The organism is Eubacterium sp. OM08-24 (assembly GCF_003438075.1).
Taxonomy (GTDB): domain Bacteria; phylum Bacillota; class Clostridia; order Oscillospirales; family Acutalibacteraceae; genus Ruminococcoides.
In genome coordinates this window covers 753,210-765,577 of the sequence record NZ_QSTA01000001.1, presented here as the reverse complement: position 1 = coordinate 765,577, position 12,368 = coordinate 753,210, and the positions used below count along the sequence as shown (strand labels likewise).

The 12,368-nt window shown below is 40.8% G+C and carries 14 protein-coding genes; 11 read left to right on the top strand and 3 right to left on the bottom strand.

What is annotated here, in order from left to right; translation table 11 throughout:
• Positions 1-144: 144 nt before the first annotated feature.
• Entirely contained in the window at positions 145-375 is a 231-nt protein-coding gene (locus DXC23_RS03790) for a helix-turn-helix domain-containing protein (protein ID WP_002578307.1), read from the bottom strand.
• Positions 376-549: 174 nt separating this feature from the next.
• Here DXC23_RS03790 and DXC23_RS03785 point away from each other — a divergent pair, with 174 nt between their 5' ends.
• The 6 genes from DXC23_RS03785 to DXC23_RS03760 all read left to right on the top strand — a co-directional run bounded on the left by DXC23_RS03785 (position 550) and on the right by DXC23_RS03760 (position 5,691).
• A complete protein-coding gene (locus tag DXC23_RS03785; RefSeq protein WP_024738907.1) occupies positions 550-1,179 on the top strand; it encodes a helix-turn-helix transcriptional regulator in 630 nt (209 codons plus the stop codon).
• A gap of 86 nt (positions 1,180-1,265) precedes the next feature.
• Positions 1,266-2,561, top strand: a complete 1,296-nt coding sequence (locus DXC23_RS03780; RefSeq protein ID WP_117704837.1) for a tyrosine-type recombinase/integrase — start codon at positions 1,266-1,268, stop codon at positions 2,559-2,561.
• Positions 2,562-2,848: 287 nt separating this feature from the next.
• Entirely contained in the window at positions 2,849-3,286 is a 438-nt protein-coding gene (locus tag DXC23_RS03775; RefSeq protein WP_117704836.1) for a radical SAM mobile pair system MarR family transcriptional regulator, read from the top strand.
• Complete coding sequence (locus DXC23_RS03770) at positions 3,283-3,972, top strand: radical SAM mobile pair protein A (protein WP_117704835.1); 690 nt, start codon at positions 3,283-3,285, stop codon at positions 3,970-3,972. The genes DXC23_RS03775 and DXC23_RS03770 overlap by 4 nt, the downstream gene beginning before the upstream one ends.
• Positions 3,960-4,868, top strand: coding sequence for a radical SAM mobile pair protein B (locus DXC23_RS03765; RefSeq protein ID WP_117704834.1), 909 nt, complete (start codon positions 3,960-3,962; stop codon positions 4,866-4,868). The genes DXC23_RS03770 and DXC23_RS03765 overlap by 13 nt, the downstream gene beginning before the upstream one ends.
• Positions 4,869-5,112: 244 nt before the next feature.
• Entirely contained in the window at positions 5,113-5,691 is a 579-nt protein-coding gene (locus DXC23_RS03760) for a hypothetical protein (protein WP_147329122.1), read from the top strand.
• Positions 5,692-5,812: 121 nt separating this feature from the next.
• On the opposite strand, the gene DXC23_RS03755 is transcribed toward DXC23_RS03760, so the two are convergent.
• Positions 5,813-7,462 carry a DUF1653 domain-containing protein gene (locus DXC23_RS03755; protein WP_117704832.1) on the bottom strand — a complete coding sequence of 550 codons (1,650 nt, stop codon included), beginning with the start codon at positions 7,460-7,462 and terminating at the stop codon, positions 5,813-5,815.
• Between the two features lie 200 nt (positions 7,463-7,662).
• Here DXC23_RS03755 and DXC23_RS03750 point away from each other — a divergent pair, with 200 nt between their 5' ends.
• The gene (locus DXC23_RS03750; protein ID WP_117704831.1) at positions 7,663-8,127 is read left to right on the top strand and encodes a hypothetical protein; all 465 of its coding nucleotides are present in this window, start codon (positions 7,663-7,665) and stop codon (positions 8,125-8,127) included.
• Between the two features lie 76 nt (positions 8,128-8,203).
• Here the strand turns inward: DXC23_RS03750 and DXC23_RS03745 are convergent, their stop codons facing one another.
• Positions 8,204-9,211: a DUF2804 family protein gene (locus DXC23_RS03745; protein ID WP_117704830.1), complete on the bottom strand. Its 1,008-nt coding sequence runs from the start codon at positions 9,209-9,211 to the stop codon at positions 8,204-8,206.
• Positions 9,212-9,351: 140 nt separating this feature from the next.
• Here DXC23_RS03745 and DXC23_RS03740 point away from each other — a divergent pair, with 140 nt between their 5' ends.
• From DXC23_RS03740 to ruvB, 4 genes are all read left to right on the top strand, one after another.
• The gene (locus tag DXC23_RS03740) at positions 9,352-9,705 is read left to right on the top strand and encodes a hypothetical protein (protein WP_117704829.1); all 354 of its coding nucleotides are present in this window, start codon (positions 9,352-9,354) and stop codon (positions 9,703-9,705) included.
• Between the two features lie 437 nt (positions 9,706-10,142).
• Positions 10,143-10,646 (top strand): crossover junction endodeoxyribonuclease RuvC, encoded by a 504-nt coding sequence (gene ruvC / locus DXC23_RS03735; RefSeq protein ID WP_117704828.1) that lies wholly within the window; start codon positions 10,143-10,145, stop codon positions 10,644-10,646.
• Positions 10,647-10,649: 3 nt separating this feature from the next.
• Complete coding sequence (ruvA, locus tag DXC23_RS03730; RefSeq protein ID WP_117704827.1) at positions 10,650-11,240, top strand: Holliday junction branch migration protein RuvA; 591 nt, start codon at positions 10,650-10,652, stop codon at positions 11,238-11,240.
• 3 nt (positions 11,241-11,243) lie between these two features.
• Positions 11,244-12,329: a Holliday junction branch migration DNA helicase RuvB gene (gene ruvB, locus DXC23_RS03725; protein ID WP_117704826.1), complete on the top strand. Its 1,086-nt coding sequence runs from the start codon at positions 11,244-11,246 to the stop codon at positions 12,327-12,329.
• Positions 12,330-12,368: the final 39 nt, after the last annotated feature.

Below are 12,368 nucleotides of genomic sequence, written 5' to 3'. Positions count from 1 at the left end.
AATATCATCGTCCTTTCTTTTTCTTCCAAACATAAGTTTCCTGTTGTCTGTCAGACGAAGTACATGGTATAATCTGTTTGCGTGTAGGTATATCATGACTCCGGTCTGATAGAACCTTTGGCGGTTTCTTCGGGAACCGCTTTTTTAAGTTGAACCGTTTCTTGTGACTGCTTTCACATTTCCCTTATCCCTCAAGTCTCTGCCCTCGTTGGCTTCCATAAAAAGTTCCAGCATATCCGTTTTGATCAGGACTTTTCTCCCGACCTTTAATACCGGAAGTTTCTTCCATTCCACCAGTTTTCTCAGGGTGTTCCTGCCGATTCCCGTATAATCAGCAGCTTCTTCAATAGATAAGGCAATCTTTCTTTGTGTCATATGACCACCTCCTTTTAAATTGCATTATGCAATTTCATTTGTGCTGTCAGTATAGCGTGTTTATATTGCTTTGTCAAGCATTATGAAATTTCATTTTTTTCTACCAATTGCATATTGCAATATATTTTGTTGCGTGGTATAGTAATGACATACCGAAAAAGGAGGCACATCAGCATGAAAGATAAAGAACTACGCAAGCTGATCGGCAGCAGGGCAAAACAGCGCCGTCTCGAATTAAATCTGACACAGCCTTATGTCGCAGAGAAGATGGGAGTTACCGCTTCCACAATCCTGCGTTATGAGAATGGTTCGATTGACAATACCAAAAAGATGGTACTGGAAGGTCTTTCGGAGGCACTTCATGTATCGATTGAATGGCTCAAAGGGGAAACCGATGAATATGAAACTGATATTACGGATAAGAAAGAATTGCAGATTCGTGATGTGATGGGCGATATTCTCAAACAGTTACCTCTTGATCTTAATAAAACAGAAGACGCTTTTTCTAAAGACTTACTGCTGTTAATGTTAAAGCAATATGAACTGTTTCTGGATTCGTTTCAGTTCGCCTGTAAAAATTACAAAGGCAGTACCAAAGATGCGGACATTGCTAAAGTAATGGGATTTGAATCGAAAGATGAATATAATGAGATTATGTTTCTCAGGGAGATCACGCATACTGTCAACGCATTTAACGATATGGCAGATGTTGTAAGGCTCTATTCAAAGAAACCGGAAGCGGCAGAACAAAGGCTTGCAAATCTTTTATCCGAAGTTATGTATGAGGATTCTGAATCGGTATAGTAAGACAACCGGAGTTGTGATATACTTACACGCAAGAAGCATTTCAGCAGTTCCGATTGTCTGATATCGAAAGGAGACATACGATTATGGCAAAAGGATCTGTTAGAAAAAAAGGAAAGAAATGGTACTATCGCTTCTATGTAGAGGACGCAAGCGGAAAAATGGTTCAGAAAGAATACGCCGGAACCGAAAGTAAAAGTGAGACGGAAAAGCTTCTCCGCAAAGCACTGGAAGATTATGAAAATAAGAAGTTTGTCGCAAGGGCAGAAAGCCTTACGGTAGGAGAACTTCTGGATATGTGGGCGGAAGAAGAACTGAAAGCCGGAACACTCAGCAATGGCACAGTGGAAAATTATCTTGGTGCAATCCGATGTATCAAAAAACACCCGATTGCAGACCGAAAGTTAAAAACAGTTACCGCTGAACATTTACAGAGTTTTCTCGACCTGCTTACATTCGGTGGCGAGTTTCCGGATGGAAAAGTGCGAAAAGGATATAGCAAAGATTATATCCATTCTTTTTCCGCAGTGTTACAGCAGTCTTTCCGTTTTGCAGTATTTCCAAAACAGTTAATCAGTTTCAATCCAATGCAATATATCAAGCTGAAACGACAGGCAGAGGAAGTTGACCTCTTTTCTGATGATGAGGTAGAAGAAGGTACACAGCCGATTTCACATGAGGATTACGAGCGGCTTATCAAGTATCTGGAAAAGAAAAATCCACCTGCAATTCTGCCGATTCAGATCGCATATTATGCAGGACTTCGTATCGGGGAAACCTGTGGTCTTACATGGCAGGACATCAACCTTGAAGAACAATGCCTGACCATAAAACGCAGTATCCGTTATGACGGAACGAAGCATAAAAATGTGATTGGAACAACCAAGCGAAAGAAAGTAAGGATTGTTGATTTTGGAGATACACTGACTGAAATATTGAAAGCAGCAAGACGGGAACAACTGAAAAGCCGGATGCAGTACGGGGAACTTTACCACCGCAACTACTACAAAGAGGTGCATGTAAAAAACAGGGTGTATTATGAATACTATCACCTTGACGGAACGCAGGAAGTCCCGGCAGATTATAAAGAAATATCCTTTGTCTGCCTCAGACCGGATGGTAGTCTGGAACTGCCGAGTACACTCGGCATTGTATGCAGGTCAGTGTCAAAGAAGCTGGAAGGATTTGAAGATTTTCACTTTCACCAGTTACGGCACACCTACACCAGCAACCTGCTCTCGAATGGGGCGGCTCCGAAAGATGTACAGGAACTGTTAGGACATTCTGACGTAAGTACCACAATGAATATTTACGCTCACTCAACAAGAAAAGCTAAACGGGATTCCGCAAGACTTCTTGATAAAGTAGCGAGCAATGCTTAAATACAGAGAACTTGCCACTGGCAACTTCTCTTGCATACTTTGGCATAAAATTTCCCTTATTTCCCTTGCGGATTCCTCACAAGGGCAAAAATAAGGGAAAATACATATCATTTCACTATCTAAGGGGCTGGAAAGCCTGTAAAATAAGGAAAGTTCAGGAAATCTCTCCACAAATTCCGATTTGGAGAATTGAAAAAAACGGAATTTACCTATTAAGACATATAAACTCTTGACAATAAAGCTCCTATATAGTATAATTTAATAAACTACTATATAGGAGCATTTACATGAAAACAAATGGCGGATTTCTTGTCACCAAAATAAAACAACTTGGAGACCGGATTTTTGAGAAGATTCTCAGTGAAAAGAATATTGATGCGTTTAATGGAGCCCAGGGACGTATTCTTTATGTGCTGTGGCAGGAGGATGGTATCTCAATCAGGTCACTCTCGACTAAATGCGGATTAGCGATAACATCTCTTACTACGATGCTGGAAAGAATGGAAAATCAAGGGCTGATAAGCCGTGTTCAGTCTGAAACGGACAAAAGGAAAACACTTCTGTTTCTGACTGAGAAAGCACATGCCTTAAAGGGCGAGTACGATTCTGTATCTGATGAGATGGGCAGTGTTTACTACAAAGGTTTTTCAGAGGAAGAAATAACCCGGTTTGAGGAATGCCTCGACCGCATCAGAAAGAATCTTGAGGAGTGGCAGAAGTCATGAGTATTTGTATCAAAGATCAGATTCAGAACATGAATATCGTCATTGGCTGCACAGTGGGGTGTGCATATTGCTATGCCCGCAACAACGTGAAACGCTGGCATATGATTGATGACTTCGCTGATCCTGAGTTCTTTCCGGGCAAACTCAAGAGGATGGAAAAGAAACGTCCGCAGAACTTTCTTCTTACCGGCATGAGCGATCTCTTCGGATGGAAGCCGGAATGGAGAGACGAGGTATTTGCAAAGATCCGTGAAAATCCACAGCATCAGTTCCTGTTCCTGACCAAGCGCCCCGATCTGCTGGATTTTGATACCGATCTGGAAAACGCATGGTTTGGCGTTACGGTGACGAGGAAAGCCGAACGGTGGCGTATCGACGCCCTTCGGAAAAACGTCAGAGCAAAACATTACCATGTTACCTTTGAGCCGTTATTCGACGATCCCGGCACAGTTGACCTTTCCGGAATCAACTGGATCGTTGTCGGCACTATGACCGGGGCTCAGAGCAGGAAGATTCATACGGAGCCGGAATGGGCATGGTCTCTGACGGATCAGGCACACGCACTCGGCATTCCGGTGTTTATGAAGGAAGACCTTGTCCCTATCATAGGGGATGAAAATATGATTCAGGAAATGCCGGAGGAATTCAATAAAGTGTTAGAGGTACAGAGATCATGGCAGAAGTAATAAATGGAATCCTCATTCGTGAGGTGGAAACAAAGAACATCATGACCAAGTCCAGTCTGCCGGTAGGCGGTTACTCGGTCAATCCCTATGTAGGCTGTACACATGCCTGCAAGTATTGCTATGCTTCTTTTATGAAGCGCTTTACCGGACACACGGAGGAATGGGGCACTTTCCTTGATGTGAAGCATTGGCCCGAAATTAAAAAACCGAAGAAATATGCCGGACAGCGGGTGGTCATCGGTTCTGTGACGGATGGCTACAATCCACAGGAGGAGCAATTCAGGAATACCAGAAAACTTCTGGAGCAGCTGATCGGCAGTGACGCAGATATTCTGATCTGCACAAAGTCTGATCTTGTGGTACGGGATATTGATCTGCTGAAAAAGCTTGGACGAGTAACCGTTTCATGGTCGATCAACACACTGGATGAAAATTTCAAGAACGATATGGACTCTGCTTCGAGCATTGAGCGGCGTATCGCTGCTATGAAGCAGGTATATGAAGCAGGTATCCGTACAGTCTGTTTCGTATCTCCGGTATTCCCCGGCATCACGGATTTTGAAGCCATTTTTGAGCGGGTAAAGGATCAGTGCGATCTGTTCTGGCTCGAAAATCTCAATCTTCGAGGCGGTTTCAAGAAGACGATTATGGATTATATCGCCGGAAAACATCCTGATTTTGTACCGCTTTACGATGAGATCTATAACAAGCATGACCGCAGCTACTTTGAAGCACTTGAAGTAAAAGCTGAGGAAATGGCTAAGAAATATGATTGTCCCTTTGTGGATAATGAAATGCCTTACGGAAGAGTTCCGCAGGGGCATCCGGTGATCGTAGATTATTTCTATCATGAGGAAATCCGAGGGACAGAGAATACCGGAAAAAGAAATCGCTAAATTCCAGTTTGTAGGGATGACATGAAAAATGAAGTTTAAGAAATAGAGCTTTCCCTGTTTGCCTATACAAATGATAGAGCAATTCAAGGTTATCACAGGCTCGAACCACTGGATTTCAAGGGAAAAGGTGCGTTCCGCCATTCCCGTGTACAATAGGGGGTGAGTATGTTTTTCGTTGAACAACCGAGCCACGTCGAGACGGTAGCAATGCTGACTCATATAGAAAAATAACAGAGGTGGGTATATGATCATATATGCAACTAAACAAACAGTGGATAGATATGGGATGACAATGCCTGAGAATATTCAAAATCCTATTATTCGACCGCTTGTTTTGAAAACATATAATAACGAGAAAGGTAACCGATTATTAGAGTGGGGAGCAAAGCTGTTTTACTTTGACCATCGTAAATGCCTGCAAATTTGTAATTTTGCAAGCAAACTGACGGTTGTGCTTGTGGATATAAAAAAGTCGGATTTAGAATTTGTGGGTGATTATATTGCACGCTATCTCTTTGAAATATATTCAGATGATAAAATAATGACAGCCTTGTTGGAACGATTTTTTAACGAGCATCATATATCTTTGTTTGCTAAACTTACTGACCGCAGAATCATAGCTGCATTAAATCATCTTCAAAGCATATATCTCGAAGACGGATATTACTTATATGATTTTATTGAGAATGGTGTTTTAAGTACAATAAAGCTGAATAGAAAAATAAATAAGGAGCATTTGGTAACGGATAAAATTGACGGAAAGACACAATATATTTATCCTGCGGAGAGGTTTGCAAAGTTGCTCAAAAATTACTATAAATAACCTGCTTTTAGTTGCTTTTCAAGACTGATTTAAAATACATATTTATTACCACGATAATAAAAAACACCCCCGACAATGCTATATCAGCAGTTGTCGGGGGTGTTTGTGTGTAAAATTTTAATTAATCAATCGGAGTGAATCTTTGGATTTTTTTGCCGTCTTTTTCGATTATTTCTTTAAACATATCGTAAGGGCGCACCCAAAGTCCGCCGTCGTTATAGAGAGCCTTGTAGACTACAAGCTTTTCACCTGTTTCGCTGTGCAGGGCAGTGCCTATAACTTCATATTCGTTTCCTTTGAAATGTCTGTATTTTCCGGGTTTAATCTCTGTATAGAAATGCGGTTCGTCACTCTGAGCCTGTGCGGTTTCTGTGGTTTCAACAGGCTTTGTAATTTCCTCCGGAGAATTATCTGAAAAATCCACTTTAAAACTTCCGTCATTAACCACAAGTATTCTCGATGAATACGGTTTCATATACAGGTTATAGTAACCGTTTACATCAATAACTTCGTTGTCGTTGAGAACATCTGTGAGCTTTGCGTTACAGCCTGTGTCAAAGTCAATCCATTCGTCATGGTCTGTAAGGTTGAATGCCACAAATACAGTCTGATTGTTTGTCCATCTCTTGTAAACGAGTTTTTCGTTCATTATTTTTACATTGGCAAAATCACCGTACTTTAGCGCCTCAAGAGCAAGTCTTACCTTGCCGAGCTTTACAATATGCTCAAAAAGGTTGTTGTTTGGATTTGGAATATTTCCGAGGTCAAGGCAAGGGCGGAGTTCGTAATCGCTGTGGTCTGTGCGCTGTCCCTCAATTCCGTACTCACTGCCGTAGTAAACAGACGGTACACCCGGCATTGTATACATAAGTGTGTAAACATTGCAGAGGTGGTTTTTATCTCTCAAATTGCTTGCAATTCTGTTTACATCGTGGTTATCAACAAAGTTGTATGTGTAAATATTTCTGTAAATGCCGCCGTTTGCAAACTGTCTGTTCAGCGAGTGTGCAATTTCAAAATAGTTGTGGTCATTATGGCTTGAGTAAATGCCCTTGTAGCACTCGTAGTTTGTTGCCGAGTCAAGAGTTTCGTTGTTTGCCCAATGGTTGTAGTCGCCGTGTGTAAGCTCGCCGTAAAGCCAGAAATCAGGCTTTTTAGATTTGCAGGTGTTTCTCAGCTTTTTGAAAAACTCAATATCTATGCAGTCGGCTGCGTCAAGTCTGAGTCCGTCAATGTCAAATTCGTCAATCCAAAATTCAGCCGCACCCAAAAGATAGTTTACAACATCTTGATTTTGAAGATTTAGCTTTACAAGGTCAAAGTGACCTGCCCAGCCCTCATATGTGAATGGATCGCCCTTAGGACTTGAACCCCCAAATCCGAGATTTTGAAACCAGCCGCAATACTGAGAATTTTGTAAATTCTGCTGAACATCTTTGAATGCAAAGAAATCTCTGCCGACATGGTTAAACACACCGTCAAGCATAATTTTTATGCCGTTTTCGTGCAGGGTTTTGCAAATCTTTTTGAATGACTCATTGTCGCCGAGGCGGCAGTCAACCTTTTTATAGTCGATTGTGTCGTAGCCATGAAAACTGCTTTCAAAAGGCGGATTGAAAACGATGCAGTTTACGCTCATTTTCTTAAAGTGTGGAATCCAATCGTAAATCTTATCAAGTCGGTAAACAAGCTGACCGTCATTTTGCTTTGGCGCTCCACACCAGCCGAGGGGATATATATTGTAAATTACGGATTCATTAATGTAGCTCATTGAAAAAACTCCTTTCAGCTTTGAAAAATCAAAACTTATTTATATTATATCACAAAAAAATCCATTGTGCAACCTAAAAATTTGTGATATAATCACTTTTATAATAATTCGTAATATGTTATAATTAAAAATTATTACAGATATTTTGTGATTATTTGCAAAAATGAGTAATTATATAATTTTTTACCTTGGAGGATACAATGCTTAAAATTCCTGAAAACAAAACAAGAAAACGATTCAGAATAGCACAATGCGTTTTTTATGCGCTTTTGGTGTTTTTGTGCTCAATGCCTTTTATACAGGGCGCAAATTCACAAGGTGTATTTTATTCATATTCTGTTCTTGACCTTATTTCATTTATCGGCGGCAACGCAGACGGCGCTTTGGGCAGTGCGTTTTTAAAGTATGTAATGTTTACACCTATTCTCATTATTATCCCTGTTGTCGGATTTTTCTTTTGTGCGCTTGACAGCCAAAGAAATATGAAAAATATTGTTTCGCTCATCTGCTGTGCGGCAGGTATTATTTCAATAATCATTTTTGCAGGATCTGCATTGAGCCTCGGCGCATTGCTTTCGCTTTTAATTTATCTTTTGGTGTCTTTCCTCACCACACTTGCTATTTTTGCAAGATTTATAGGAGATAAAAAAGAAAACGAAAAATAAAATATTTTCTATAAAAAATCAGAGCCATGATTGTTAAAATTCAATCAAGGCTCTTTTGTTTTAATTTTTTATCTTATTAAAATTCATTGAACACCATATGTGCAGGAATATTGTCGAGCATAAGCGGTGCGTCATAATCGTATCTTTTCAGCTTGCCAAACAATACGCCAAAGGTTACCGAGGTTGTGTCCATCTGAGCCACCATTGCGCTGTCATTGATTTTATTTGGCTTAAAGGTAATGTCAACAGCCTCAATTCCGCCTTTAAAGTACCATGGGCGGTCTATTCTGCCGTCATTGTTTTTGACCTCTATTTTATATAGCTTGTTAAGCTCGCCGTTGAGGAAAAAGCTGTTTTCACTGCCGTTGCGGTTGTCGCCGACTCTGCTTGCAAGGCAAAGTGAAAAGCGGTTGTCGCCTCTCATATAGTCGGCAGAAAGTCGCTGGTAGCTATGAAGTCTTGGCTTTGAATAATATGTGCTGTCTATATACACTGAAGTGTTTTCCTTTTGAAGTTCATACTGCGATTTGCCCACTTTAATAATTCCGCTCGCACTGAATACAGGCATAAAGCGCTTAAAATAAAAGTATTTTCTGTCACGCTCAAAGGGGGCAACCTGGTCAAGAATATCTCCGCCCTTGCTGTCGATATTAAACTCGAAGCTCAAATCTGCTTTGCCGCCAAAATCATAGAAATTGCATTTTATGGTGCGGTCATCTTTTACCTTTACTATTGCAAATTCAATGCGCTTGTCCGAATAAACAAGCTGTCCGCTCTCTTTGCTTTCGGGAAGTTCGTTTCTGTCGAGAAGTTGCTTTTTATAAACAAAATCAGAAATCACATTGCCGTTTTTTAAATTTGCAATCGCAATTTTTATATAAAAGTCAAGTCCGATGTTTTCAGTGGATATATAAAGTGAGATTTCGCCGTTGCTCACAAAATAGCTTACACTTTCCTTAATGTGCTTTGCCTGCTTGCTTTGCTCCCTGTTAAAGATAAAATAAGGCTTTTTTGCCCAGCCTGCGCACATTACCTCGCCGTTTTCTTCAAAAATCTTTTGTGGTGCGGTATATTCATACTGCAAAGTTATCCCTCCAAATCTTTTTACATACTAATATACTATACCATAGAAGTATATTGCTTTTCAAGAAAAATATATAAATTCTTAGCCTGTCATATAAAAATATTTTTTGTAATATATTTTTGTGAGAGGGGAGTGCGCTTATGAAAAAGATTGTTGTGCCGCTTATTTGTGCGGTTTGCTTTGTTTTTTGCTCATGTACGGCAGACACTTCGGGAGAAAGTTTTGAGATTACAAGTGAAAATTGGTACGGAAAATTAAAGGGCGGCGCAGAGGTAAGCCTGAACTTTTCGGATAATCAGGCAGAGCTGAAATTAAAATCAGGCGAGGACGAAATGGTTATAAACGGCTTGTATGTTATAGATGACAGCAGTTTTATTATTTTTAATCAGGAATTTAAACAGAGTTATAATTTTAACTATACGGTAAGCGGAAATAAACTTGTGCTTGATTATTGCGGAAAACAGATAGAAATAGAAAAGCAGGGAGAAAATTAGAGGATATTTTTTAAATATAAATGCATTTTTATTGATAAATGGATTGTTTTGTGATATAATGCTAATTATTATGCGGTAGTATAGGCTAAAATGCCGATAATATAATTTACTGATATGAAATAAACTTAAAAATCAAGTCTTTTCTTCTGAATTTTGAAAGATATTAAATTGTTTTAGTGCAGAAAAGTCAGAGGTTCCAAGGTCACTGACCTTGGTCGTTTGGGGAAAGAGGATTTTTAAGGGGAAAGGGCATCGAAAGCCCTTGTCCCTTAAATGTGCTTTCTTTTGGAGTTTTTCTTTTCACACAAAAGAAAAGCGGAATTAGTAGGCATTTTGAACAGAGGAAAAGAAGTTTAAGAGATAAATTTATTATTCCAAACACTTTACTGCGCTGATAATTTTAGGTTTATTTTATTAAAACAGTTGGAGGTAGTGCCTTGGTAATTTTCGGGATTGACCCCGGTTATGCAATCATTGGCTGGGGAGCAATCAGTTTTAAATCAAATACTTATAAGGCACTCGGCTTTGGTGCGGTTGAAACGCAGGCTGGCACTGACTTTAATTACAGACTTGAGTATATTTACGATGAAATTTACAATGTGCTTAACAGGTGCCGTCCTGATGCTCTTGCAATAGAAAAGCTGTATTTTCAGAATAACCAAAAAACAGCAATTATGGTTGCAGAGGCGAGGGGAGTTATTTTGCTTGCCGCCCAAAAACTTAAAATACCGATTTACGAATATACGCCTTTGCAGGTAAAAACCGCAGTAACGGGATACGGCAAGGCTAAAAAGCCGCAGGTTATGGAAATGACACGCAGACTTTTGCATTTAGCCGAAGTGCCTAAACCCGATGATACGGCAGACGCACTCGCAATGGCAATTTGCCATGCTCAGGCGGCAGGTTCGGCGCTGAGAAGAAAGATGTTTGAAAGGGGATAAACAATGATTTATTCGGTAAGAGGAAAACTTATTCATACAGAAAATTCAGCGGCAGTAGTTGAATGCGGCGGAGTAGGTTACCTTTGCCAAACTACATACAATACCCTCAGAACATTAAAACTCAACACTGAGGTAACGCTTTATACTTATCTCAATGTAAGAGAGGACGCAGTGGATTTGTTCGGCTTTGCCACACAAAGCGAGCTTGCAACCTTTAAAACATTGATAAGCGTAAGCGGAGTAGGCCCAAAAGCCGGACTTTCTATTTTATCCGAGCTTACCGCAGAACAGGTTGCTATGGCAATAGCGACAGATGATATTAAAACAATTACAAGGGCGCAGGGCATAGGCAAAAAAATTGCCCAGCGCATTATTCTTGAACTAAAGGACAAGCTGGCTAAATCGGAACAAACTCAAACGGGCAGTGTGCAGATGCCGCAGGCTGCCGGCGGAAATGTTCCAAAGGCAATAGAGGCGCTCGGTGTGCTTGGCTACACTCCGGCAGATGTTTCGCCTGTACTTGCGCAGTTTGACGCAAGTTTGCCTGTTGAGCAGCTTATAGCTATGACATTAAAACAGATGGGAAGAAATTGATAAATGAGCAAGCCTGAGTTTTCGGATGAATTTGACTTTGAAAACAGAATACTTGATACATCAGAAATTCCTGAGGATAATATAGAAAGCGACAATCCTTTGCGACCAAAAACTTTGTCGGAATATATCGGACAGGAAACCGCAAAGGAAAATCTCAAGGTGTTTATTGAGGCGGCAAAACTCAGAGGAGAGTCACTCGACCATGTTCTTTTGTACGGCCCTCCGGGACTTGGCAAAACCACGCTTGCCGGAATTATTGCAAACGAGCTTGGAGTATCGCTGAGAATTACCTCAGGGCCTGCAATCGAAAAGCCGGGCGACCTTGCCGCTTTGCTTACAAACCTTAATCAGGGCGATGTATTATTTATAGATGAAATTCATCGTTTGAGCCGTTCGGTAGAGGAGATCCTCTATCCGTCAATGGAAGACTTTTCAATAGATATTATTACAGGCAAGGGTCAGATGGCAGCGTCTTATCATTTGCCATTGCCAAAATTCACTCTTGTGGGCGCTACAACAAGGGCAGGACAGCTTACAGCGCCTTTGCGTGACAGATTCGGTGTTATTTTAAGACTTGAGTTATACACTCCGCAGGAGCTTGCGCAAATAGTTACACGAAGTGCAGGTATTCTTGACATTCAAATCGAGCCTGACGGTGCGCTTGAAATTGCATCTCGCTCAAGAGGTACGCCACGAATCGCAAACAGGCTTTTAAAGCGTGTGCGTGATTTTGCTCAGGTTATGTCTGACGGAATCATCACCTGCGACACCGCTCGCCTTGCGCTTGACAGACTTGAAATTGACGAACTTGGTCTTGACAGAAACGACAGACGCCTGCTTGAGGCTATACTCAATTTCTACAACGGCGGCCCTGTCGGAGTTGAAACCCTCGCAGCGGCAATCGGTGAAGAGGCGGTAACCATTGAAGATGTTTACGAGCCGTATTTACTTCAAATCGGCTTTTTAAGCAGAACACCGAGGGGCAGATGTATTACGGCAGCTGCTTGCCGCCATTTGGGGTACGATTTTCCTAAGGGTACGGTAAACGCAATGCCTACACAACCTAATCTATTTGATAAAAACCAATAAATATAAAATAATCATAATCTAAAACACAAAACTTGGAGG